25 protein-coding genes are annotated in these 21,675 nt (G+C 70.0%); 16 read left to right on the top strand and 9 right to left on the bottom strand.

Annotated features, from left to right (window positions below; genetic code table 11):
* Positions 1-99 precede the first annotated feature (99 nt).
* On the top strand, positions 100-1,635 hold the full coding sequence (locus WJM96_RS20585; RefSeq protein WP_424814431.1) for a hypothetical protein: 1,536 nt from the start codon (positions 100-102) through the stop codon (positions 1,633-1,635).
* On the opposite strand, the gene WJM96_RS20590 is transcribed toward WJM96_RS20585, so the two are convergent.
* Both WJM96_RS20590 and WJM96_RS20595 read right to left on the bottom strand, forming a co-directional pair.
* Entirely contained in the window at positions 1,632-2,978 is a 1,347-nt protein-coding gene (locus tag WJM96_RS20590) for a glutamate--cysteine ligase (protein ID WP_424814432.1), read from the bottom strand. The two genes, WJM96_RS20585 and WJM96_RS20590, sit on opposite strands and share 4 nt — an antisense overlap.
* 23 nt (positions 2,979-3,001) lie before the next feature.
* Entirely contained in the window at positions 3,002-3,721 is a 720-nt protein-coding gene (locus tag WJM96_RS20595) for an RsmE family RNA methyltransferase (protein WP_424814433.1), read from the bottom strand.
* On the opposite strand from WJM96_RS20595, the gene ubiA reads away from it, so the two are divergent.
* From ubiA to WJM96_RS20615, 4 genes are all read left to right on the top strand, one after another.
* Positions 3,720-4,667, top strand: a complete 948-nt coding sequence (gene ubiA, locus WJM96_RS20600; RefSeq protein WP_424814597.1) for a 4-hydroxybenzoate octaprenyltransferase — start codon at positions 3,720-3,722, stop codon at positions 4,665-4,667. The genes WJM96_RS20595 and ubiA overlap by 2 nt on opposite strands.
* On the top strand, positions 4,664-5,308 hold the full coding sequence (locus WJM96_RS20605; protein ID WP_424814434.1) for a class I SAM-dependent methyltransferase: 645 nt from the start codon (positions 4,664-4,666) through the stop codon (positions 5,306-5,308). Before ubiA ends, WJM96_RS20605 begins: the two co-directional genes overlap by 4 nt.
* Before the next feature lie 32 nt (positions 5,309-5,340).
* A complete protein-coding gene (locus tag WJM96_RS20610; RefSeq protein WP_424814435.1) occupies positions 5,341-5,529 on the top strand; it encodes a hypothetical protein in 189 nt (62 codons plus the stop codon).
* A gap of 112 nt (positions 5,530-5,641) precedes the next feature.
* Entirely contained in the window at positions 5,642-6,052 is a 411-nt protein-coding gene (locus tag WJM96_RS20615) for a hypothetical protein (protein ID WP_424814436.1), read from the top strand.
* A gap of 9 nt (positions 6,053-6,061) precedes the next feature.
* Here WJM96_RS20615 and WJM96_RS20620 read toward each other — a convergent pair whose 3' ends face one another.
* From WJM96_RS20620 to WJM96_RS20630, 3 genes are read right to left on the bottom strand one after another with little or no spacing between them, the layout of a single operon-like run.
* Positions 6,062-6,517: an N-acetyltransferase family protein gene (locus WJM96_RS20620; RefSeq protein ID WP_424814437.1), complete on the bottom strand. Its 456-nt coding sequence runs from the start codon at positions 6,515-6,517 to the stop codon at positions 6,062-6,064.
* A 13-nt stretch (positions 6,518-6,530) separates the two neighbouring features.
* Complete coding sequence (locus WJM96_RS20625) at positions 6,531-7,268, bottom strand: HXXEE domain-containing protein (protein WP_424814438.1); 738 nt, start codon at positions 7,266-7,268, stop codon at positions 6,531-6,533.
* Between the two features lie 36 nt (positions 7,269-7,304).
* The gene (locus WJM96_RS20630; RefSeq protein ID WP_424814439.1) at positions 7,305-7,979 is read right to left on the bottom strand and encodes a peroxiredoxin; all 675 of its coding nucleotides are present in this window, start codon (positions 7,977-7,979) and stop codon (positions 7,305-7,307) included.
* 220 nt (positions 7,980-8,199) lie between these two features.
* Here WJM96_RS20630 and WJM96_RS20635 point away from each other — a divergent pair, with 220 nt between their 5' ends.
* Complete coding sequence (locus WJM96_RS20635) at positions 8,200-8,982, top strand: phytanoyl-CoA dioxygenase family protein (RefSeq protein ID WP_424814440.1); 783 nt, start codon at positions 8,200-8,202, stop codon at positions 8,980-8,982.
* 3 nt (positions 8,983-8,985) lie between these two features.
* Here the strand turns inward: WJM96_RS20635 and WJM96_RS20640 are convergent, their stop codons facing one another.
* A complete protein-coding gene (locus WJM96_RS20640) occupies positions 8,986-9,411 on the bottom strand; it encodes a YciI family protein (protein WP_424814441.1) in 426 nt (141 codons plus the stop codon).
* 124 nt (positions 9,412-9,535) lie between these two features.
* Here WJM96_RS20640 and WJM96_RS20645 point away from each other — a divergent pair, with 124 nt between their 5' ends.
* Genes WJM96_RS20645 through ribF form a run of 3 tightly spaced genes read left to right on the top strand, consistent with a single transcriptional unit; the run spans position 9,536 to position 11,474 of the window.
* Complete coding sequence (locus WJM96_RS20645; RefSeq protein WP_424814442.1) at positions 9,536-9,961, top strand: MaoC family dehydratase; 426 nt, start codon at positions 9,536-9,538, stop codon at positions 9,959-9,961.
* Complete coding sequence (locus WJM96_RS20650; protein WP_424814443.1) at positions 9,958-10,539, top strand: TIGR00730 family Rossman fold protein; 582 nt, start codon at positions 9,958-9,960, stop codon at positions 10,537-10,539. The genes WJM96_RS20645 and WJM96_RS20650 overlap by 4 nt, the downstream gene beginning before the upstream one ends.
* Positions 10,536-11,474, top strand: a complete 939-nt coding sequence (ribF, locus tag WJM96_RS20655) for a riboflavin biosynthesis protein RibF (RefSeq protein WP_424814444.1) — start codon at positions 10,536-10,538, stop codon at positions 11,472-11,474. Before WJM96_RS20650 ends, ribF begins: the two co-directional genes overlap by 4 nt.
* Here the strand turns inward: ribF and WJM96_RS20660 are convergent.
* From WJM96_RS20660 to WJM96_RS20670, 3 genes are all read right to left on the bottom strand, one after another.
* Positions 11,461-12,327: a hypothetical protein gene (locus WJM96_RS20660; RefSeq protein WP_424814445.1), complete on the bottom strand. Its 867-nt coding sequence runs from the start codon at positions 12,325-12,327 to the stop codon at positions 11,461-11,463. The genes ribF and WJM96_RS20660 overlap by 14 nt on opposite strands.
* A 162-nt stretch (positions 12,328-12,489) precedes the next feature.
* Entirely contained in the window at positions 12,490-12,882 is a 393-nt protein-coding gene (locus WJM96_RS20665; protein WP_424814446.1) for a DUF3597 domain-containing protein, read from the bottom strand.
* Positions 12,883-12,974: 92 nt separating this feature from the next.
* A complete protein-coding gene (locus WJM96_RS20670) occupies positions 12,975-13,136 on the bottom strand; it encodes a hypothetical protein (RefSeq protein ID WP_424814447.1) in 162 nt (53 codons plus the stop codon).
* Positions 13,137-13,368: 232 nt separating this feature from the next.
* Here WJM96_RS20670 and ileS point away from each other — a divergent pair, with 232 nt between their 5' ends.
* From ileS to WJM96_RS20705, 7 genes are all read left to right on the top strand, one after another.
* A complete protein-coding gene (gene ileS / locus WJM96_RS20675; RefSeq protein ID WP_424814448.1) occupies positions 13,369-16,167 on the top strand; it encodes an isoleucine--tRNA ligase in 2,799 nt (932 codons plus the stop codon).
* On the top strand, positions 16,164-16,667 hold the full coding sequence (gene lspA / locus WJM96_RS20680; protein ID WP_424814449.1) for a signal peptidase II: 504 nt from the start codon (positions 16,164-16,166) through the stop codon (positions 16,665-16,667). The genes ileS and lspA overlap by 4 nt, the downstream gene beginning before the upstream one ends.
* The gene (locus WJM96_RS20685; RefSeq protein WP_424814450.1) at positions 16,664-17,218 is read left to right on the top strand and encodes a DUF3035 domain-containing protein; all 555 of its coding nucleotides are present in this window, start codon (positions 16,664-16,666) and stop codon (positions 17,216-17,218) included. Before lspA ends, WJM96_RS20685 begins: the two co-directional genes overlap by 4 nt.
* 182 nt (positions 17,219-17,400) lie before the next feature.
* Entirely contained in the window at positions 17,401-18,534 is a 1,134-nt protein-coding gene (locus WJM96_RS20690) for an OmpA family protein (protein WP_424814451.1), read from the top strand.
* Positions 18,535-18,610: 76 nt separating this feature from the next.
* On the top strand, positions 18,611-19,579 hold the full coding sequence (locus WJM96_RS20695) for a 2-hydroxyacid dehydrogenase (protein ID WP_424814452.1): 969 nt from the start codon (positions 18,611-18,613) through the stop codon (positions 19,577-19,579).
* A 44-nt stretch (positions 19,580-19,623) separates the two neighbouring features.
* Entirely contained in the window at positions 19,624-20,148 is a 525-nt protein-coding gene (locus WJM96_RS20700) for a transposase (protein ID WP_424814453.1), read from the top strand.
* 45 nt (positions 20,149-20,193) lie between these two features.
* A complete protein-coding gene (locus tag WJM96_RS20705; RefSeq protein ID WP_424814454.1) occupies positions 20,194-21,567 on the top strand; it encodes a M16 family metallopeptidase in 1,374 nt (457 codons plus the stop codon).
* The last annotated feature ends 108 nt before the right edge of the window (positions 21,568-21,675 follow it).

Below are 21,675 nucleotides of genomic sequence, written 5' to 3' on the forward strand. Positions count from 1 at the left end.
TTGATAAGGGCCGGCGGGTGCCGGATGACGGTGGAACGGATCGGCCGCCCCGGCGAGCGAGACCCCTGCGGGCCGGCAGGACGCGAAAAGGACTCCTCGATGAGCGACGTGGTTCGGACGACGGTTTTCTCTGTTCTCTTCAATGAAGACCGGGACCATCTCCGGACGATCTTCGCCAATTTCCTCGGCCATACGTCGCAGGACGAGCATCTGGTCATCAACCTCGCGCCGGGACGCTACAATATCGCCGCGCTGGGCGAGGTGCCTGCCCGCATCCATCTGCTGGTGGGCGCGACGGAGCGGCAGAAGCTGGGCCACACCCTGCTGGTCGGGCACCTGGAATCCTTCGAATTCGCGCTGAACCGGATCGGGGCTTTCGACTATTTCTGTACCCTGGCGTCGAACAGCCTCTTCGTTCGCCCCTTCCGGTGGAAGGCCGCGCAGATCGCGCTGAGCGAGGGGCAGGTCCATTCCTTCGTGAAGCTGCGGGATCTTCCGCAGGGTTGGTGGTGGCCCAGGATCCGCGGCAACGAGGCCTTCGCGGCGTCCATCGAACGGAATTTCGGCATCGACGAGGTGGCGAGCAGCCAGATCGAAGGCTTCTTCGCGGCCCGGCGGGATTGGAGCGAGGTCCACAAGCGGCTGCCCGGCATCATCGAGGCCGGCCGCCTGCTGGCGGAGGAGGGGCTGATCCCGCTGGAGGAAGTCTTCCCGGCGACGATCATCGGCAAGTTCGGAAGCCGGCGGGTCGCCCATATCTGCCACATGTTCTGGAACCGGCTGGAGCAGCAGGGCGGGCTGGTCGAGATCCAGGACATCGTCGATGTCCAGAGCCGCTTCCCGCCGCACATCTTCGCGATGAAGTGGTTCCCGCGGGAAAAATTCGCGCTTCCCACCGCCCTCGTCTCCGACGAATGGGGTACCCGGCTCGCCCGGTTGCTCGCCGAGGGGCCGGCCGACGACGAGTTCTTCGAGCCCGTTCTGCGCCGCATGCTCCTGGAACAGGGGGCGAATGCCCTTCGCGGCCGGGAGACCTACGCCGCGGCGACGGCGCCCGTGGACCTGTCGCCCTATCTGCCCGTCCGCGCGGGTGTCCTGAAGCTCGCGAATATTCCGGCCGCCCGGCAATATATCGTCCTGTCCGCCGGCCTGCATAAATCGGAGCACCTGGCCGATTCCTACATTCTCATGGAGAATAGCGGATCGCTTCTGGATGTGACGATCGAACATCTGATGGACGCCGATACGCCCATCCGCATCACCTGCGCCGATGCGCGGAAGGACAGCGATCAGGGGAATAAGGGCGGGATCCAGGGGTATCTGTACCTGAAGCTGGCCCATCCGGAGACGGCCCGGGCGTCCTGCATCGTCAGGACCAGCATCTTCGCCGAGGACGGGCATGCCTTGAGGCGCGGCATCGTCTTCGCCTCGAAGGGCCGCTACAGCGCCGTCCCGTCCATCTCCGACATGGACAGTATCGTGACCTTCGAATCCTACTACCGGCTGAAGCGGGAGCCGGATCTCGCCGATGGCTGGATCGGGCTGCCCATCATCATGGATTGCAGCTACGCGATCGCCGTCGAGGTCTATGAGGGGCCGAGCCGTCCCCCGCCCCGGAAACCCCGGCCGAACTAGAGCTCCGCGAAGAGCAGCGCCTGGCCGGCATCGCCGCCCCAGGCCTTCTCGTAGAGCGTCAGGATCCGGTCCGCCTGGGTCTGGCCGCTGTGCGCGATCTCCCAGAGCGGGGCGAGATAGGCTTCCTCGCCCAGGCCGCGGGCCTTCAGCCCGCCCTCGGCGATGGCCAGCACGTCCAGCGCCACGTCGCGCAGCGAGCGGCCGCCGATGCTCGCCTCCAGCGCCAGCCGCGGCGCGTCCGCGCGCAGCGCGTGCATCTCGGGCACCGTCCAGCCGCGCGTCAGCGCGCGGGCGGCCTTCTGGGCTGCGTCGTCGTAGAGAAGCCCGACCCAGAAGGCGGGCTCCGCCAGCAGCATGGCGGCATTGCCGGAATCCGAGCCGCGCATCTCCAGGAACTTCTTGAGCCGGACCTCGGTGAAGATGGTCGTCACGTGGTCGGCCACGTCGCCCATCGTGGCCTCGATGCCGGGCAGCCCGTCCAGGCCGCGGCTCATGAAGCGGCGGAAGCTCTGGCCCGCCACGTCATGCAGCGCGCCCTCGCGCGCGACGAAGTACATGGGCACGTCGATCGCGTATTCGGCGAAGCGCTCGAAGCCGAAGCCGTCCTCGAAGACCAGCGCGGGGATGCCCGTACGGTCCGGGTCGGTGTCCGACCACACATGGCCGCGCAGCGACTTGTAGCCGGAGGGCTTGCCCTCGCGCAGCGGCGAGCTGGCGAAGAGCGCCGTGGCCAGCGGCTGCAGGGCGAGGGAGACGCGCAGCTTCTCGACCATGTCGGCTTCCTCGCCGAAGTCGAGGTTCACCTGCACGGTGGAGGTCCGCAGCATCATGTCGAGGCCGAGGCTGCCCTTGGTCGGCATGTAGCGCCGCATGATCGCGTAGCGGCTCTTGGGCATCCAGGACATGTCCTCGCGCCGTGCCACCGGGTGGAAGCCCAGCCCGGCAAAGCCCAGGCCGAGCGGCCCCGCCACCTCGTGCACGTCCCGCAGATGGGCCGCGAGTTCGAGGCGCGTCCCGTGCAGGTCCCGCATGGGGGCGCCCGAAAGCTCGAACTGCCCGCCCGGCTCCAGGCTGACGGAGGCACCGCCCGCGCTGGTGAGGCCGATGACCTTGCCCTTGTCGCGGATCGGCTCCCAGCCCTTGGCCATGATGCCCTCGAGCATCGCCTCGATGCCCTGGTGCTCGTAGTCCGGGGGGGTGAGGTCATGCCGGCGGAAGCCGAACTTCTCGTGCTCCGTCCCGATGCGCCAATCGGCCTTGGTCTTGGAGCCCGAGGCGAACCAGTCGGCGAGCTGGCGCGCGGAGGTGATCGGCGTGGGATCAGCCTGGCCGGGGTTGGACATGCGGTCGCTTTCTGAAGCTGAAACTAATCCTGGACGTCGAGCGCGAAGGAGATGGCCCCAAGCCCCGCGACCACCGCCGTCTCCGCGCGCAGGATGCGCTTGCCCAGCATGGCGAGCGATACAAAGGGACGCCTGGCGAGATCGTCAAGCTCGGCCCGCTCGAATCCCCCCTCGGGGCCGGTCAGGAAACCACAGGGGGAAGCGAGGCCGGACAGCAGCTTGTGGAGCGGCACGGCCTCCCGCCGCTCGGCGCCGACGATCAGGGGGGCGCCGTCCCAGGCGTCCAGCACCGCGTGCAGCGGGCGCGAATCCGCGACCTCGGGGATGGAGAGGCGCTCGCACTGCTCGGCCGCCGCGCGGGCGATGGCGGCGAGGCGCTGGGTGTTGGAATGCCCGGCCACGCAGCGGCGGGCCAGCACCGGCTGGATGAGGGTGGCGCCCAGCTCGGTCGCCTTCTCGACCGCCCAGTCCATGGCCTCGCGCTTCAGGGCGGAGATGAGCAGCCGCAGCTCGGGCTCGGGGGAGGGGGCGCGCACCTGCTCGCCGATGCGGATGGCGCCGCGATCCTTGCGGAGCGCCGTGATCTCCGCCGCGAACTCGCCCTCGCGGGCGTTGAAGGCGCGCAGCGCGGCGCCCGGGGCGCGGCGCAGGACATGGCCGATATGGTGCGCCTGGGCCGGCGTCAGCGCGATCTCGGTGCCCGGGGAAAGGGGCCCGTCCGCATGGAGGCGAGGGATGGACATGGCCCGATGTGCCGTGCTGCATGGGCCGGTGCAAGAGAACCCCGCGCTCCCCGGCTATACCGATATCCAGGCCACGGGCTGGGTGGCCCGGCTGCCGGCGTCCTGGCGGCCCTATGCGCTGCTCATGCGCGCGGACCGGCCCATCGGCTCCTGGCTGCTGTTCCTGCCCGGCCTCTGGGGCATCGCGCTCTATGCGCCGAGCTGGGGGCAGGGGCTCTGGCTGACCTTCCTCTTCTTCGTGGGCAGCTTCGTGATGCGCGGCGCGGGCTGCGTGGTGAACGACCTCTGGGACCGCAAGATCGACCGCCAGGTGGAGCGCACGCGGGACCGCCCCCTCGCTTCCGGCGCCGTGAAGCCCTGGCAGGCCGTGGCCTTCATCGTGGCGCTGGGGCTGATCGGGCTGGCGATCCTGCTGCAGCTGAACGGGGTGGCGATCGTGCTCGGCGTGCTCTCGCTCGTGCCGATCGTGCTCTACCCGCTGGCCAAGCGGGTGACGGACTATCCGCAGCTGGTGCTGGGCTTCACCTTCGGCTGGGGGGCGCTGATGGGCCCGGCCGCGGCGAGCGGCACCCTGGGCTGGCCGGTGCTGGTGCTCTACGCGGCGACCATCGCCTGGATCCTGGCCTATGACACGATCTACGCCCATCAGGACCGCGAGGACGACGCGCTGGTCGGCATCCGCTCCACCGCGCTGCATTTCGGCGAGCGCACGCGGCCCTTCCTCGCCGCCTGCTATGCGGTCAGCTGGGTCCTGCTGGGTGTCACGGGCTGGCTGCTGGGGCTCTCGCCCTGGTTCTACCTGGCGATGCTGCTGCCGGCAGCTCTGCTGGCCCGGCAGGTGCTGACGCTGAACATCCATGACCCGGCCCATTGCCTGGTGCTGTTCAAGGCGAACCGCGAGGTCGGGCTGGCGGTGACGCTGGCCATCCTGATCGGGCGGCTTTGAGGGATCCGGAGGGCTTCGTCCGCGCCCAGACGGCGGTGGGCGAAGTGCCGCTGCTGCCCGGCATCCGCATGCACCTGGCCAGCGAGATCACGCCCATCTGGCAGGCCAGCGAGGCCTTCCTGCAGCGGGAGGGGATCGAGCCGCCCTTCTGGGCCTTCGCCTGGCCGGGCGGGCAGGCCCTGGCGCTCGCCATCCGCGCGCGGCCGGAATTGGTGGCGGGAAAGCGCGTGCTGGATTTCGCGGCGGGCTGCGGGGTGGCCTCCATCGCGGCGGCGCAGGCCGGCGCGGCCTTCGTGGAGGCGGCCGAGATCGATCCGCTGGCCGTCGCCGCGATCCGGGTGAACGCGGCGCTGAACGGGGTGGACATCACGCCCTTCGACGGCGACGTGGTCGGGGCCGATTGCCGCTGGGACGTCATCCTGGCGGGCGACGTCTGCTACGAGGCGCCGATGACGGCGCATATCCTGCCCTGGCTGCGCCGCATGGCGGCCGGCGCCACCGTGCTGCTGGCCGACCCCGGCCGGGCCTACCTGCCGCGCGAGGGGATGGAGCCGGTCTCCTCCCACACCATCCCGACCACCCTCGAACTGGAGGACCGGGAGGAAAGAAAGGTTGAAATCGCCCGATTGCTGCCTTTTTGAGGACACGGATGGCCGGAAAGCTGCTTCCCATCATGTGGCCCGCATATCTCGCTGCCCTGCTCCTGACCCTGCCTCCCGGCCCGGTGAACGGCCGGGACGGCGCCGCGCGCAGCGTGGCCGACCAAACCCAGACGGAGCGCGACGCACCGCGCACCGAGGCCCACGCGCCGAACCTGGCGATGACGCGCGAGGAGGATGACGAGGAGGAGGGCGAGGCCTGAGAGGCCGCGCCGATCCCCGCCATCGGGAATCGCCGCTCACGCCCGCCGGCCTCGGGGGGCTAGCTTCTCCTTCGCGGGGCCGGGTTTCCGGACCCCGCCGGAGGAGGAGGCCATGAGAAGGACGCTCGCAGCCGCTTCGGCGGCCCTGGCCCTGGCCGGCGGCTCGGCCGCCTGGGCGCTCGCGCCCACCGATAGCAGCACCAACCACTATGTCGTGGTCGTGAACGAGACGGCGGCGCCGATCACGGGCGGCATCGTGAACCAGGGGATCACGGGGACTGTTCCGGCCCGCGAGCGCGTCAGCTTCAAGTCGCAGGATTTCCGCTGGACGATCCAGTCCACCGCCTATTACCGGGGCACCGCCCGGAACGCGGCGGGGACGATCTGCGAGGCGGTCTACAAGGCCACGGTGAGCAATGGCGCGCCCACGACCTGCGAGGTGACCGCGCCCTCCAGCCGCTGCGGCACGAGCGCGAGCGCGATCGGCAACGCCTGCTACTTCAGCCTGACGGTTCGGCCCTAGCCGGACGCGTCAGAAGATCTTCCGGTAGACGATGAAGCCGGACAGATCCGCCACCTGATCGTAGAGCTTGCGGGCGGTCGCGTTCGCCTCCTGCGTCTGCCAGTAGACGCGCGTGGCGCCGGCTTCCTGCGCGCGGGCGTAGACGCCCTCGATCAGCGCGCGCCCCACGCCCTTGCCGCGCGCGGCCGGCGAGGTGAAGAGGTCCTGCAGGTAGCAGCTCGGCTGGATCGCCGAGGTGCTGCGGTGGAAGAGGTAATGCGTCATGCCCAGCAGCTGCCCGCCCTCGTCGGCGACGAGCGCGTGCATGGGCTCGTAGGGGTCGAAGAAGCGCGCCCAGGTGGTGCGCGTCACCTCCTCGGCGATCGCGGTCGGGCCCTCGCGCTCGTAGAAGGCGTTGTAGCCGGCCCAGAGCGGCAGCCAGGCCGCATAATCCTCGCGCCGCGCGGGGCGGATCTCGAAACCCATCTCGTCCTCACCATCAGGCCGGCCGCGGGAGGGGCGAGACGAGGGTGCCGCCACGCCATGTCTCGCCGCGGCGGAGAATGAACATCAGCAGGAAGGGATTCACCACCTGCGCCAGTACGAGGGCCGTGCCGCCGATCGCGCCATGGAGGAACAGCAGCACGGATCCGCCGAGGATGATGTGCACCAGGATGCCGCCTGCCACCAGCAGCGCCAGCGCGCGATAGCTCATCCGTCCCGGCCCGAAGCAGGCGTGGATCGTCCAGATCGAGAGCGGGAGGAAGACGGTCAGCGCCGTCAGCAGGCCCGCCCCGTACTCCGCGCGGCCCAGCAGGGGCAGCAGGTGGGCGAAGAAATTGACGATGATGATGCCGTAGACCGAAAGCCCGACCAGCGGATGGCGCCGGCTCAGCAGCGCGGCCAGGGGCGCGGCGACCCAGAAGGCGGTGACGTTCACGGCCAGGAAGAAGAGCGGCGGGACCGGGCTGTCCGGATAGGGCGGCAGGTTCAGGGCCTGGACGAAGTCCGCCGGGAAGCGGTGCCGCCGGCCGAGCAGGTCGATCCCGTACTCCTCCACATTGTGCAGGAGGTAGGCGACCACGCCCATCCAGGACAGCCAGCTGGGATCGCGCCATCGCGGCTTGCGGAGGTCGGCCCGCAGCAGGCCGGTTCCGAACAGCAGCGCGAGCAGCACGGCCGCGGCCGCCGCGCCGATCCAGGGGAAGTTCAGGTCGAACCAGCCCCAGCCATCCATGGCGTCGAGGCCCCCGCCGGCGCCGGCCCGCCTTTCTCAGCCGCCTGGCTGCGGGACGATGCGGATGTAGGGGCGGGGCGCCTTCCAGCCGCCGGGGTACTGCTTCTTCGCATCCTCGTCGGAGACGGAGCCCGCGATGATCACGTCCTGGCCTTGTTGCCAGTTCACCGGCGTCGCGACCTTGTGCTTCGCGGTCAGCTGGAGGCTGTCGATGACGCGCAGCACCTCGTCGAAGTTGCGGCCCGTTGTCATGGGATAGGCCAGCATCAGCTTGATCTTCTTGTCCGGGCCCACGACGAAGACGGTGCGGACCGTCTGGTTGTCGGCCGGGGTGCGCTTCGTCGGGTCGCCCGAGACCGGGGCCGGCAGCATGCCGTAGAGCTTGGACACGTTGTAGTCGATGTCCGCGATCATCGGGAAATTGGGCGCCGTCCCCTGCGTCTCCGCGATGTCCTTCGACCAGTCGGCATGGCGGTCCAGCGGATCCACCGAGAGGCCGATGATCTTCACGCCGCGCCTGTCGAACTCCGGCTTGATCCGCGCCATGTAGCCGAGCTCGGTCGTGCAGACGGGCGTGAAGTCCTTGGGATGGGAGAACAGCACGGCCCAGCCGTCGCCGATCCATTCATGGAAGCGGATCGGCCCGTCCGTGGTCTCTGCCGTGAAGTCAGGGGCGGTTTCGTTGATCGCCAGCATCGGTCTCTCCCTCATGCCTGTTCCCGGCGGCGGAGACTGCGCTCGTTCCGGGGCCGGCGCCAGCGGCAGTTTGGCGAGCTCCGGCAAGGCTTTCCCTCATGCCGCGCTCGGCTTATCCTGCGGCATGTTCTTCGTGACCTCCCTCCCGCTCGCCTGAGGCATCGCGCGCCGAATGGCGCGGCCTGCCTTCAGCTTCATGGCCCCGCTTCGCGCGGGCACGGCGGAGAATGCACGAATGCCAAGGAATGGCGGTGATCCGGGCGCGGCCCGGATCGAGGATTTCATCGAACGCGGTTTCCTGAAGATCGAAGGGGCCTTCGGCGCGGAACTGGCGCGCAGGGCATGCGACCGGCTCTGGGCCGAGATGCGCCTTTCGCCCGGCGCGCCGGAGGCGTGGACCCGGCCCGTCATCCGCATCCCCTTCATGGCGGGGCCTGACTTCGTGGCGGCGGCCAACTCGCCAAGCCTGCATCGCGCCTATGATGCCCTGGTGGGGGCGGGAAGGTGGCTGCCGCCGCGGGGGCTCGGCAGCTTTCCCATCCGCTTCCCGTCGCCCGGCGACCCAGGCGATGCGGGCTGGCATGTCGATGTGAGCTTCGGAACGGAAGATCCCGACTTCCTCAACTGGCGCGCCAATGTGGTGAGCCGCGGCCGCGCGCTGCTCATGCTCTTCCTCTTCTCCGATGTCGGGGAGGAGGACGCGCCGACGCGGCTGCGGGTGGGCTCGCACGCCGCCATCGCCCGTCGGCTGCTGCCGCATGGTGAGGCCGGGCTGACCCTGCGGGAGCTCGCCGCCGATGGCTTCGCCTCCACCGCCGGATGCGAGGAGGCCCTGGCAACGGGCCCGGCGGGCACGGTCTACCTGTGCCATCCCTTCCTGGTGCATGCCGCGCAGAAGCATCGCGGCAGCCGGCCGCGCTTCATGGCGCAGCCGGCGCTGCTGCCGAATTCCGGGTTCGACCCCGCCCTGCCGCCGGCGCCGGTGCAGGTCGCGATTCGGCGGGCCTGCGGGCTGTGAGGCTCAGCCCTTGGCCGCGATCTCCGCCTGCAGGCGCTTTTCGCGCTCCGCGAGCTCGGGAGTCCAGGCCTCGCCGAAATCCTCCATCTCGTAGATGCGGCGGATTTCGATCTCGCTCGGTCCTGGCATGGGGTTGGGGCAGCGCTTCAGCCAGGCGAGGGCTTCGTCCATGTCCTTCACCTGCCAGATCCAGTAACCCGCCACCTGCTCGCCCGAGGGGGAGAAGGGGCCGTCGAGGACGGTCCGAGTCGCGCCGTCGAAGCGGACGCGGTGCGCGCGAGAGGTGGGGTGCAGCCCCTCGCCGGCCTGCATGATGCCGGCTTTCACGAGCTCTTCATTGTAGCTTCCCATGGCCTCGAACATTTCGGTCGAGGGCATGTCCCCCCGCTCGCTCTCGGCCGTGGCCTTCACCAGAACCATCACACGCATCGCGCATCTCCTCGTTGCTGTCCCAAGGACGGGCGGGGCTGGGCGATCCCGACAGGGGGGCGCGGAATTTCCGTCGGGGCCGCTTTGGGCTAGCCTCGGGCGGAACGCGGAGGGCCAGGGGTCGATGCAGCTTCAATATTTCGAGGATCTGGCGGTGGGCCAGACGGCCAGCTTCGCCAAGACCATCACGGAGGCCGACATCGTCCTCTTCGCCGGCGTCACGGGCGATACCAACCCGGTCCATATCGACGCGGAATTCGCGGCCAACACCCCGTTCAAGGAGCGCATTGCCCACGGCATGCTCTCGGCCGGGCTGATCTCGACCGTGCTGGGCACGCGGCTGCCGGGGCCGGGATGCGTCTATCTCAACCAGAGCCTGCGGTTCCGGGCGCCGGTCCGCATCGGCGCCACCGTCACGGCCACGGTCACGGTCACGGCGCTGGACGAGAGCCGCAAGCGCGCCACGCTCTCGACCGTCTGCACCGTGGGCGGCAAGCCGGTGGTGGATGGGGAAGCCATCATGCTCGTCCAGGCGCGGCCCCAGGCATGAAGCGCGTCTGCGTCTTCTGCGGCGCCCAGCCGGGCTTCGGGCCCGAGCACCAGATCCTGGCCAAGGCCCTCGGCCACGCCATCGCCGCCCGCGGCCTCGGCCTCGTCTATGGCGGGGGCAAGGTCGGGCTCATGGGCGTCGTGGCCGATGCCGCGCTCTCGGCCGGCGCCGAGGTCATCGGCGTGATCCCCGAGGCGCTGATGGACCGCGAGCTCGGCCATGGCGGGGTGACGGACCTGCGCGTCGTGCCCTCCATGCATGTCCGCAAGGCCTTGATGAACGAGCTCTCGGACGGGTTCGTGGTGCTCCCCGGCGGCATCGGCACGCTGGAGGAGGCGGTGGAGATCCAGTCCTGGGCGCAGCTCGGCATCCATGCCAAGGGCCTGGTCTTCCTCGATTCTGACGACTACTGGGCCACCTACTTCGCCCTGCTGGAGCGCATGGCCGAGGAAGGCTTCCTGCGCGCCGAGCATGCGGCGCTGGCGCTGCGCGCCCATACGCCCGAGGCCGCGCTGGACCTGCTGGCCGATTGGAAGGCCCCCGCCGTGACCCGCTGGATGACCCGCAGCCAGACATGATCCCCCAGATCCATACCGACTGGCGCGACATCCCCGGGGAGGCGCGCGGCGCCACGCTGGCGCTGGGCAATCTGGATGGCGTGCATCTCGGGCACCTCGCCGTGCTGGCGGGCGCGCACCAGGCGCGGCCGGACCTGCCGCTTGGCGCCATCACCTTCGAGCCGCATCCGCGCGAGCATTTCCGCCCCGACGACCCGCCCTTCCGCCTGACGCTGCTGCCCGCCAAGGCCGCGATCCTGGGCGCGCATGGCGCGCGGCACGTCATCGCGCTGCGCTTCGGCCCCGAGCTTGCCGCCATGCCGGCCGAGCAGTTCTGCGAGCAGGTGCTGCACAAGGCCCTGGGCGCCCGGCACCTGGCCTGCGGGCCGGACTTCGCCTTCGGCCACCGCCGGGGCGGGGATGTGCATTTCCTCGCCCGCTATGCCGAGGCGCATGGCATCGGGCTCTCGGTCGTGCCGCATCTGGCCGATGCCGAGGGCACCATCAGCTCCACCCGCATCCGCCGCCTGCTGCAGGACGGCTATCCGGAGCGCGCGGCCGCCATGCTGGGGCGGGACTTCGCCATCGTGGGGCCGGTGACCCATGGCGATGCGCGCGGGCGGACCATCGGCTTCCCCACGGCGAACATCCCTCTCGGCCGGCACCTGGAGCCCGCGCGCGGCGTCTATGCGGTGCGCGCCACGCTGCCGGACGGGCGCGTGGTGCAGGGCGTCGCCAATCTCGGCCGCCGCCCGACCCTGGGCGGCGACCCGGTCTCCCGGCTGGAGGCGCATCTCTTCGACTTCGAGGGCGACCTCTACGGCCAGGAGCTGAGCGTGGCCCTGGTCCATTTCATCCGCGAGGAGCGGAAGTTCGGCAGCTTCGACGAGCTGAAGGGCCAGATCGTCGCGGATGCCGGGGAAGCCAGGCGGCTGCTGGCCGTTACCGGAGGATGATCGGCGCCTGCTGAACCGAGGGAAGGTTCAGCGTGTTCGATCGCCGGCGGATGCCGGAGTTGGCCGGCGCCGCTGCAGGTGACGTCGTGGGGGACGGGGCGGCCTGACCGCGCCGCGGCGTCGCCGGCGGTGGCGCCTCGTCGGGCGGGACGTCGGCGGTCTGCGACGCCGCGGAAATCCACAGGAAGAAGCGCGAGCGTAGCTCCTCGGGCGTCATCGTCGCGATCGGGGTGAACGTGGCCACGATTTCGGCGGAACGCCTGGAGTCGTCCGGCGGGGCGCTGACGACCGGGCTCGGATAGGCGCGGGGGCTCAGGAAGCAGACGAATGACATGTCGATCCGGTCGGACGTGCTGTTCGCCGGGCAGCCCTGGGTGAGGGGCACCACCCTCACGAAGGGGCCATTCGGCAGGTCGCCGACCGTATCGCGGACGATGGAGGTGTAGGTTCGCGCAGTAGCCAGATTGGCGCGATCAGCCGGCTTGACGTTGGTCACCACCGCGAGCCGGTTCCAGTTGCGCACGAAGTCGCCGAAGCCGAATGGCGACACCGCCAGCCGGTAGACGAGTTGCAGCCGGCTGAGATCCGAGACATCGGTGATGGGCGAAACCGCCCATTGCGAGCTTCCGGACGTGTCGGCCGAAAGGCTGATTCCGGTGATGGCCACCGCGTCCCGCAGGGCGATGTTGGGCGCGATCCCGGTCCGCAGCGCATTGGTGTTGGAAGCCTGGCCGCCACCCAGCTCGAATTGCGAAGGCACGGCGAATGCATCCGTTGAGAACCGAACCAGGTTCTCCAGGATCTGATTTCTTTGAATATCCGTTACATGACCCGACAAGTTCTGGGTCATCATTCGCGTGGGCGCTGTGCAGCCTGCGGCGAGAAGGCATGTCGAAACGAGCAGAAGATTCCGCATTTCCGCTCCGATATTCGGATTACGGAAGTCATCTGAGATGTGAATTCAGAATAAATCAATCAGCCAAATAAATGCTGCTGCATGGGCTGGCCGCCGATCTTACCCCTTCAGGCTGTCCGGCACCTTCCCGCCATTCTTCGCGAGCGTCTGCCATACGGCCTTGGACAGCGCGATGTTCTGCTCGGCCGAGCCATGCTCCCCGGCGTGCACGTTCAGCTCCTCGGCCAGCTGCTTGCGGGCCGCGAGGCTTGAATCGAGGTCCAGCATCCGCAGTAGGTCCACGATCGAGACCCGCCAATTGCCGCCCCCGCCCCTGGTGGCAGCGAGCTCGGTCAGGATCTTCTCCACATCCTGGCTCGAGAGCTCCGGGGGCAGGGGCGTGGTGGCCGGGCTGGCCGCCGCCCCGGGTCCGGCCGCCGCGGCTTCGGGTGCCGTAGCTGCCGCCGTGGCGTGGGGGAAGATCTTGCTGAGAATCGCGCCGAAGATACTCATGTCCTGGTTCCTCCGCCGGGATCCCGTTTCGGGGCCCCACAACCGGAGGCTGTGCCCGAGGGCATCCCGGCGCAAGAAAATTCCATGTGATGTTATATATCGAGCGGCGCCCCGCAGGCCGGGCAGGCCTCGGCCAGGGCCGGTTCCGCGCCCTTGGGGGTCAGCACCAGCCGGGTATGCGTCTGACCCAGCCGCAGGTCGTCGAAGCGGCCCAGCCGGGCGCGGCCGGCCCGGATCAGGGCCCGAAGCCCCATGCAGGGGGCCAGATCGGTCCCGAAGCTGCGATTCCTCCGCAGGGCACACCTGTCCCCCGGGTCCGGCGCTTGACCGGCACGCCCCGACATCCGCATATCTCCCGCATGCGCGCGGCCCGGAAGCTCCGAATTCCCGGCCCGGCCTTCGCCTGAAGGCCGGGAGCAGCTTCGCACGCCACACCACGCCGCGCCCATCCCGCCTGCCGGATGCGGTCCGCGAACGAGAAATCCGATGAACGACGCACCCGAATCCCCCGCAGCCACGCGCGACTATCGCAAGACGGTCTTCCTGCCCGCCACCGCCTTCCCCATGAAGGCGGACCTCCCGAAGCGCGAGCCCGCGCTGCTGAAGGCCTGGGCCGATGCCGAGAGCTGGAAGAACCTCCGCGCCAGGTCCAAGGGCCGGGCGCCCTTCGTGCTGCATGACGGCCCGCCCTATGCGAACGGCCCGCTGCATATCGGCCACGCGCTCAACAAGATTCTGAAGGACGTCATCAACCGCGCCGCCCAGATGGCCGGCAAGGACGCCTACTACGTCCCCGGCTGGGACTGCCACGGCCTGCCCATCGAGTGGAAGGTCGAGGAGGAGTACCGCGCGGCAAAGAAGAACAAGGACGACGTTCCCGTCCTGGAGTTCCGCGCCCAGTGCCGCGCCTATGCCGCCAAGTGGCTCGACGTGCAGCGCGAGGAGTTCAAGCGCCTCGGCGTCGCCGGCGACTGGGAGAGCCGCTACGCCACGATGGACTACAGCTCCGAGGCGGTGATCGCGGGCGAGATCGGCAAGTTCCTGATGAACGGCTCGCTCTACCGCGGGCTGCGCCCGGTGATGTGGAGCCCGGTCGAGAAGACCGCGCTGGCCGAGGCCGAGATCGAGTACCACGACCATGTGAGCCCGACGCTCTGGGCCCGTTTCCCGCTGCTGGGCGGCCCCTGCGCCGGCGCCTCGGTCGTGATCTGGACCACGACGCCCTGGACCATCCCGGGCAACCGTGCCGTCGCCTACGGCCCCGAGATCGACTACGCGCTCGTCCATGTCGAGGGCGTGGAGGAGGGGAGCTACCTCCGCGTCGGGGAGACGCTGATCGTCGCCCTGCCGCTGCTGCCGCAATTCGCGAAGGATGCCGGCCTCGGCGCGCATAGCGTGAAGCAGGTGATCAAGGGGGCGGGGCTGGAGGTCAGCCTGGCGGCGCATCCGCTGCGCGGTGCCGGCTATGATTTCGACGTCCCGCTGCTGCCCGGCGACTTCGTCACCACCGATGCCGGCACCGGCTTCGTCCACATCGCGCCCGGCCATGGCGAGGACGACTTCAACCTCGGCCGCCAGCATGGCCTGCCCATCCCCGAGACGGTGAACGACGACGGCACCTTCACCCATCACGCGCCGGGCTTCGAGGGGCTGCACGTCTTCAAGGCGCACGAGGCGGTCTACGCCGCCATGGAGAAGGCCGGCACGCTCGTCGCCAAGGGGAAGCTGACGCACAGCTACCCGCATAGCTGGCGCTCCAAGAAGCCCGTCATTTTCCGCGCGACGCCGCAATGGTTCATCGCGATGGACGACGCCAATGCGATCCGCAAGACGGCGCTGGAGGCGATCGACGCCACGCATTTCGTCCCCGATGTCGGCCGCAACCGCATCGGCAGTATGGTCGCGAACCGCCCCGACTGGTGCATCAGCCGCCAGCGCGCCTGGGGCGTGCCCATCGCCGTCTTCGTCGACAAGAAGACGGGCGAGGTGCTGCGCGACCAGACCGTGATGGACCGCATCACCGGCGCCTTCCGCACCGAGGGCGCCGACGCCTGGTACCAGCCGGGCGCGGCCGCGCGCTTCCTCGGCAACGAGCGGAACCCGGACGACTACGAGCAGGTCATGGACATCGTGGACGTGTGGTTCGAGAGCGGCAGCACGCACGCCTTCGTCCTGCCCGACCACGGCCTGCCCTTCCCGGCGGACCTTTATCTGGAAGGCTCGGACCAGCATCGCGGCTGGTTCCAGTCGTCGCTGCTGGAATCGGTGGGCTCGCGCGGCGTGGCGCCCTTCAAGGCCGTGCTGACGCATGGCTTCGTGCTCGACGAGAGCGGGCGCAAGATGTCCAAGTCGCTCGGCAACGTCACCGCCCCGCAGGAGGTGATCGCCAAGTATGGCGCCGACATCCTGCGCCTCTGGGTGATGAATTCCGACACGGCGGAAGACCTGCGCATCGGCAAGAACATCCTGGAGCAGCAGGCCGAGCTCTACCGCCGCATCCGCAACACGCTGCGCTGGCTGCTGGGCAACCTCGCGGGCTTCGAGGAAGCCGAGCGCGTGCCGGTCGCGGAGATGCCGGAGCTGGAGCGCTGGGTGCTGCACCGCCTGACCGAGCTCGACGCCCGGCTGCGCAAGGCCGTGGACGACTACGACTGGAACGGCGTGATGCCCGAGCTGCACGCCTTCTGCTCGACCGACCTCAGCGCCTTCTACTTCGACATCCGCAAGGACAGCCTCTACTGCGACGCGTCCTCGGCGCTGCGCCGGCGCGCCACGCGCACGGTGCTGGACGCGCTGCACCGCTGCCTCTGCACCTGGCTCGCCCCCGTGCTGTGCTTCACGGCCGAGGAGGCCTGGCTCTCGCGCTTCGGGCAGGATGCCGGCAGCGTGCATTTCGAGACCTTCCCCGTGCTCCCCGCCGAATGGCGCGACGAGGCGCTGGCGGCCAAGTGGTCCGAGATCCGGCGAACGCGCCGCCTCGTCACCACGAGCCTGGAGGAGCAGCGGCGCGACGGCGTCATCGGCTCCTCGCTGCAGGCCTCGGTGGCGCTGACGGTGCCCGAGGGCGATGCGGCGGCCAGCCTCTCGGCCGAGCAATGGGCGGAGATCCTGATCGTCTCCCAGGCCAGCATCGCGACCGGCGCCGAGCCGGGCCTCGAGGTCGGCACGGCGCCCGGCAACAAGTGCGAGCGCTGCTGGCGCGTGCTGACCGAGGTCGGGAAGTCGGCCGCGCATCCCACGCTCTGCCTGCGCTGCGAGTCGGTGGTGGAGAGCCTGCCGGCATGACACCGACCTTGCGCCGGGGCCTGCTCTTCGCGCTGCTGCTGCTGGTCGTGGACCAGGCGAGCAAGTGGTGGATCCTCGAGATCGTGCGCCTGCCGGAGGTGCGGAACATCCCCGTGCTGGCCCTGGGGCCCGTGGGCTTCGACCTCACCATGGTCTGGAACCGGGGCGTGACCTTCGGCCTCTTCTCGGGCGAGGGGGCGTGGAATCACCTCATCCTCTCGCTGCTGGCGCTGGCGGTGGCGGGTTTCCTGCTGCGTTGGCTGGCCCGGGCCGAGACGCGGCTCGTGACCTATGCCCTGGGCGCGGTCATCGGCGGAGCTGTCGCGAATGTCATCGACCGGATGCGCTTCGGCGCGGTGGTGGACTTCCTCGACGTTCACGCGGGCGGCTGGCACTGGTATGTGTTCAATATCGCGGATGCGGCGATCGTCTGCGGCGTGCTGGCGCTGGTGGCCGATGCCTTGATCCGACCCGAAAGCAAGCGCAAAGAGGCGCCATGATGAAGAACCTGGTTCCCCTGCTGGCCGCCGGCGCCCTTCTCGCGGGATGTGGCGCGGACACGGCCCGCACCTTCGGCCTGACGCGCGACGCGCCCGACGAATTCCAGGTCACGACGCGCGCGCCGCTGTCGATGCCTCCCTCGCTCGGCAACCTTCCCACGCCGCGCCCCGGCGCTGCCCGCCCGCAGGAGATGTCGGCCCGGCAGCAGGCCGAATCCGCGCTGGTCCCGGGCGTGATCCCCTCCGCCACGCCGACGCGCCAGACCTCGGGCGAGGCTGCGCTCGTCGCCTCCACCGGCCGCGACGCCCCGGCCGACATCCGCGACCGCGTGGACCAGGAAAGCCTCCGGCTGGAGCGGACCGACCGCAATGTGGTGGACCGCGTGCTCTTCTGGCGCGAACAGCCGCCGCCGGGGACGCCGGTGGACCCGGCCCGCGAGGCCCAGCGCCTGCGCGAGAACGCCGCCCTGGGCCGCCCGACCTCCGATGGCGTGACGCCCGTCATCCAGCCGCAGCGCCAGGGCTGGTTCACGGGCTGGCGGCTCTGGTGACGCCAAAGCTCCTCGCTTCCTGAGGCCCGAGCGCCGCGCCCGGCTGCCCTGCGGCTGGATGGCCTCTGGAAACGCTCGGGGTTCATTCCAAGGCAGGTTTACATTCCTTGCCTGGGAGGGCTGAGGCCCGCCATAGTCCACCGAAGGGGCGCAGCACGGCCCCGGCTCGGGGGACGGACGACATGAAGATCCAGAACATGCTCTGGGGCGCGGCTTTCGCGGCCTTGCCGCTGGCTGCCCAGGCGCAGCCCATCTCAGGCGTCTATGTTGGCGCCGGGGTCGGCGCCAATTGGGGCGTGGCGACGGATCTGCGCCCGAATGGCGCGCTCACGGCCGGCCTGCGCTCGGCCGGCTTCCCGGCCAATGACGGCCGCACCAGCTTCGAGACGGGCGTCGTCGGCGTGGTGAGCGTCGGCTACGGCTTCGGCAACGGGCTCCGGCTCGAGGGCGAGATCGGCTACCGCAACAACGACGCGAACGGCATCAGCGGCTTCGGCCCCGCCGTGGGCAGCGGGCGCATCCCGGGCACCAACGGCACGCGCCACACGGCCAGCTTCATGGCCAATGCGCTTTACGACTTCCAGATTCCCGGCGTGCCCTGGGTGATGCCCTATATCGGCGCCGGTATCGGCGCCGCGCTCACCGGCTTCACCAGCAGCGCCTCGACCTTCACCGTTCCCGGCACCCTGGTGCGAACCGACTACAATGGCGACATCACGGTCTTCGCCTACCAGGCGATCGCGGGCCTGGCCTTCCCGATCGCCCAGGTTCCCGGCCTCGCCGTGACGGCCGAGTACCGGTACTTCGCGACGACCGAGGTGAAATACTCCACGACGGCGAGCTTCGCGCCGACCGGGCGCCAGCTCGCCACCGGATCGATCACGGTGGACAACGGCAATCACAGCGCCCTGCTCGGCATCCGCTACGCCTTCAACCAGGCGCCGCCGCCCCCGCCGCCCATGGCCGTCGCCCCGGCGCCCGCCCCGGCCCGTACCTTCCTCGTCTTCTTCGACTGGGATCGCTACGACCTGACGGACCGCGCCCGCCAGATCATCTCCGAGGCGGCGAACAACTACCGCACCGTCGGCTCGACGCGGATCGAGGTCTCGGGCCATGCGGACCGCACCGGCACGCATGCCTACAACCAGCGCCTGTCGGAGCGCCGCGCTTCCGCCGTCGCGGCGGAGCTCGTGCGCCAGGGCGTGCCGCAGGGCGCGATCACCACGCAGGGCTTCAGCTTCGACCGCCCGCTGGTGCCGACGGCCCAGGGCGTGCGCGAGCCGCAGAACCGCCGCGTGGAAATCGTCCTGCGCTGAGCGAGGGGGTTCCGGCCGCTTGCCGGAACCCGCCCCATGTCCAATCCTTCCCCGGAAACACCAGGGAAGAACACGCATGGCGCCCCGCATCCTGATGATGGACAGCCCGCTGTCGGACATGCCGACGGCGCGGGAAATGGCGCCCTCGGGCCTTGAGATGATCGTGGCGCCCTTCGGCAGCGAGGCCTTCCGGGCGGCGCTGCCCGGGGCCGATTTCCTGGTGGGCTTCGGCAATCGCGCCATCGACGCGGGCTTCTATGCGGCAGCGCCGAGGCTGAAGCTCTTCCAGCTCCTCTCCGCCGGCTACGACACCGTGGATATCGAGGCCGCGCGCGGCGCGGGCATTCCCGTCTGCAACAATGGCGGCGCCAATTCCACCGCGGTGTCCGAGCACGCGATGATGCTCATGATGGCCGTCTGCCGGCGCCTCGTCTGGCAGCATGAAAGCGTGGTGAGCGGCCGCTGGCGCGGCAACGACCCGGGCTCCACCAGGCTGTTCGAACTGCGGGACAAGGTGCTCGGCATCGTGGGCCTCGGCACCATCGGGCGGAAGGTCGCGCGGCTGGCCAATGCCTTCGGCATGCGGGTGCAGTACTACGACATCCGCCGAATCTCCGAGGCGGAGGAGGATGCGCTCGGCGTCCGCTTCGCCCTGCTGGGCGAGCTGCTGCGGAGCTCCGACATTGTCTCGCTGCACGTGCCGCTGGCGCCCGCCTCGAAGCACCTGATCGGCGCGGCGGAACTCGCCTCGATGAAGCCTGGCGCCTATCTGGTGAACACCTCGCGCGGGCCGGTCGTCGACGAGCCGGCGCTGATCGCGGCGCTGGAGGCGGGCACGATCGCGGGCGCGGGGCTCGACGTCTTCGACCAGGAGCCGCCGCCGGCCGACAATCCGCTCTTCAAGCTGAAGAACGTGGTGCTGACGCCGCACTACGCCGGGCCGACCTGGGACAACCAGCGCGCCCGCTTCCGCAACGCCTTCGACAATTGCCAGCGCGTGGCGCGGGGCGAGCGGCCGCTCTGGATCATCCCGGAACTGCAATAGGAATTTCATTGAGAAATAAAGATATTATTCCTATAACGGGGGGGATGACCCACGCGCCCGCCCTGACCGATACCGAGTACGCGCTTCTCCTTCGCCACATCCCGCATCGGGGGCGCCCGCCGGCCGACCGGCGCCGCACGCTGGACGCCATATTTCATATCGCCGTCACACGCCGCCCCTGGCGGGAGCTGCCGGGCCATCTGGGCAGGCCGGACACGGCGCACCGGCAGCTTCGGCGCTGGATGCGGGCGGGAGTGCTGGACGCGCTGCTGAAGGCGGCAGCCAGGCCGGAATTCGCGCCGCTTCGCCTGCGCATCTGCCGCGCCTGGCGCCGCGCCTCGGGGCTGGCCACGGTCGCGCAGCTGGTGATGGCGCGCTCGTTGCGCCTGCCGGAGGCACTGCCCGCCGCGCCCTGGTTCCTGCCGGACCCGGCTTTGTCCGAAACCGTGCGAAACTGCATTTCGCGGCTGCTGAAAAACCCCTGGGCGGCTTCCTGGCGGGAGTTCGGGCGGCTTGGCCGGCTGCTGGCCTTCGCGGGCGGAAATCCGCGCCGGTGGAGGCGCCGGTAAATGCCCAATCTGGCGCCCAGGCCCGGCAAGGCCCATGATGTGGACATGAATCAGGTCACCCGCCGCGACGCCATGAAGGGCGCCGCAGCCACCCTCGCCATCCCGGCCATCCCGGCGGTCGCGCAAACCACGGCGCCCGCGCGCCGCACCGACCAGCCGCTCTTCGGCGCGGTCTCCTGGAAGCTGGCCAATGGGCTGACCGTCGTGCTGGTGGAGAACCGGCGCGCGCCGGTCGCGGCGCATTACCTCTTCGCCGCCGCCGGGGCGGGCGAGGATCCGTCCGGCATCTCCGGCACCGCGCATTTCCTCGAGCACATGATGTTCAAGGGCAGCCCGCACATCCCTTCGGGCGCCTTCAGCCAGGTGGTGGCGCGCGAGGGCGGGCAGGACAACGCCTTCACCAGCCGCGACGTCACGGCCTACTACCAGATCGTCGAGGCCTCCCGCCTGCCGCTCATGATGCGGATGGAATCCGACCGCCTCGCCGAGGTCGCGATCCCGGCCGACGAGCTGGAGCCCGAGCGCGGCGTCGTGCTCGAGGAGCGCCGCTCGCGCACCGAGGCGGTGCCGCGCGGCCGTTTCCGGGAGGGCTTCGACGCCGCGATGTGGGGGCCGCAGCACTGGCGCGGCCGTCCGCTCATCGGCTGGCCGGACGAGATCCGCCGCATCTCGCGGCAGGATCTGCTGGATTTCCACAGCACGCATTACGCACCGTCCAACAGCGTGCTGGTCGTCGCGGGCGACGTGCGAGAGGCCGACATGCGCCGCTGGGCCGACGAGTTCTACGCGCCGGTGCCCGCGCGCCGCGCGCTGGGCCGCGACCGCGCGCCCCCGCCCGACCACGCGCCCGAGCCGCGCTTCGTCCAGCGCGACGCCGCGGTGCGCGAAGGCTTCTTCATGCACGCCTTCGCCGCCCCCTCGGCCACCTGGGGCGAGACCCGGCATTCCGATCCGCTGGAGATCCTGGCGCATATTCTGGGCGGCGGCCCTGGGTCACGGCTGCACAAGGCGCTGGTCGAGAGCGGCATCGCGACCAATGCGGGCGCCGGCTATGACGGCGATTGCTACGGCGTCGGCACCTTCCTGATCTTCGTGACCCCGCGCCCGGGCTACGAGACGGACCGCGTCGAGCAGGTCGTGGCCGCGACGATCCAGGAGCTGCTGCAATCCGGCGTGACGGAGGCCGAGGTCGCGCGCTCCATCCGGCAGGAGACCGCGGGCTCGCTGCTCGCGCTCGACGGGCTTGGCGCCGCGCCGCGCATGCTGGGCGGCGCGCTCGCGATCGGCCTGCCCATCGACTATGTCGAGCATTGGCCGAGCCGCATCGCCAATGTGACCCGCGCGCAGATCGAGGAGGCCGCGCGCTTCGTGCTGGCCGAGCCGAAGATCGCCACCGCCGGCTGGCTCCTGCCCGGATGAGGAATTTTTCCGTGCCCTCAGCCGGGCGCGCGCTCCGCGCGCTGGGCTTCGCCGCGCCGCTGGCGCGCCCGTCGCACTGCCTCAGGGCGGCGCCGGCCGCTATTCGCG

This window comes from Roseococcus sp. YIM B11640 (assembly GCF_049727625.1).
Classification (GTDB): Bacteria; Pseudomonadota; Alphaproteobacteria; order Acetobacterales; family Acetobacteraceae; genus Roseococcus.

Excerpts from the sequence above, each read along its gene's own strand:
- WJM96_RS20700 (WP_424814453.1), top strand. The coding sequence starts at position 19,624 with ATGACCCACGCGCCCGCCCTGACCGATACCGAGTACGCGCTTCTCCTT.
- WJM96_RS20585 (WP_424814431.1), top strand. The coding sequence starts at position 100 with ATGAGCGACGTGGTTCGGACGACGGTTTTCTCTGTTCTCTTCAATGAA.
- WJM96_RS20620 (WP_424814437.1), bottom strand. The coding sequence starts at position 6,517 with ATGGGTTTCGAGATCCGCCCCGCGCGGCGCGAGGATTATGCGGCCTGG.
- WJM96_RS20705 (WP_424814454.1), top strand. The coding sequence starts at position 20,194 with ATGAATCAGGTCACCCGCCGCGACGCCATGAAGGGCGCCGCAGCCACC.
- WJM96_RS20685 (WP_424814450.1), top strand. The coding sequence starts at position 16,664 with ATGATGAAGAACCTGGTTCCCCTGCTGGCCGCCGGCGCCCTTCTCGCG.
- WJM96_RS20630 (WP_424814439.1), bottom strand. The coding sequence starts at position 7,979 with ATGAGGGAGAGACCGATGCTGGCGATCAACGAAACCGCCCCTGACTTC.
- WJM96_RS20625 (WP_424814438.1), bottom strand. The coding sequence starts at position 7,268 with ATGGATGGCTGGGGCTGGTTCGACCTGAACTTCCCCTGGATCGGCGCG.
- WJM96_RS20590 (WP_424814432.1), bottom strand. The coding sequence starts at position 2,978 with ATGTCCAACCCCGGCCAGGCTGATCCCACGCCGATCACCTCCGCGCGC.
- ileS (WP_424814448.1), top strand. The coding sequence starts at position 13,369 with ATGAACGACGCACCCGAATCCCCCGCAGCCACGCGCGACTATCGCAAG.
- ubiA (WP_424814597.1), top strand. The coding sequence starts at position 3,720 with ATGGCCCGATGTGCCGTGCTGCATGGGCCGGTGCAAGAGAACCCCGCG.
- WJM96_RS20640 (WP_424814441.1), bottom strand. The coding sequence starts at position 9,411 with ATGCGTGTGATGGTTCTGGTGAAGGCCACGGCCGAGAGCGAGCGGGGG.
- WJM96_RS20650 (WP_424814443.1), top strand. The coding sequence starts at position 9,958 with ATGAAGCGCGTCTGCGTCTTCTGCGGCGCCCAGCCGGGCTTCGGGCCC.
- WJM96_RS20635 (WP_424814440.1), top strand. The coding sequence starts at position 8,200 with ATGCCAAGGAATGGCGGTGATCCGGGCGCGGCCCGGATCGAGGATTTC.
- WJM96_RS20610 (WP_424814435.1), top strand. The coding sequence starts at position 5,341 with ATGTGGCCCGCATATCTCGCTGCCCTGCTCCTGACCCTGCCTCCCGGC.
- WJM96_RS20645 (WP_424814442.1), top strand. The coding sequence starts at position 9,536 with ATGCAGCTTCAATATTTCGAGGATCTGGCGGTGGGCCAGACGGCCAGC.
- WJM96_RS20670 (WP_424814447.1), bottom strand. The coding sequence starts at position 13,136 with ATGGGGCTTCGGGCCCTGATCCGGGCCGGCCGCGCCCGGCTGGGCCGC.
- WJM96_RS20695 (WP_424814452.1), top strand. The coding sequence starts at position 18,611 with ATGGCGCCCCGCATCCTGATGATGGACAGCCCGCTGTCGGACATGCCG.
- WJM96_RS20665 (WP_424814446.1), bottom strand. The coding sequence starts at position 12,882 with ATGAGTATCTTCGGCGCGATTCTCAGCAAGATCTTCCCCCACGCCACG.
- WJM96_RS20595 (WP_424814433.1), bottom strand. The coding sequence starts at position 3,721 with ATGTCCATCCCTCGCCTCCATGCGGACGGGCCCCTTTCCCCGGGCACC.
- WJM96_RS20660 (WP_424814445.1), bottom strand. The coding sequence starts at position 12,327 with ATGATGACCCAGAACTTGTCGGGTCATGTAACGGATATTCAAAGAAAT.
- ribF (WP_424814444.1), top strand. The coding sequence starts at position 10,536 with ATGATCCCCCAGATCCATACCGACTGGCGCGACATCCCCGGGGAGGCG.
- lspA (WP_424814449.1), top strand. The coding sequence starts at position 16,164 with ATGACACCGACCTTGCGCCGGGGCCTGCTCTTCGCGCTGCTGCTGCTG.
- WJM96_RS20615 (WP_424814436.1), top strand. The coding sequence starts at position 5,642 with ATGAGAAGGACGCTCGCAGCCGCTTCGGCGGCCCTGGCCCTGGCCGGC.
- WJM96_RS20690 (WP_424814451.1), top strand. The coding sequence starts at position 17,401 with ATGAAGATCCAGAACATGCTCTGGGGCGCGGCTTTCGCGGCCTTGCCG.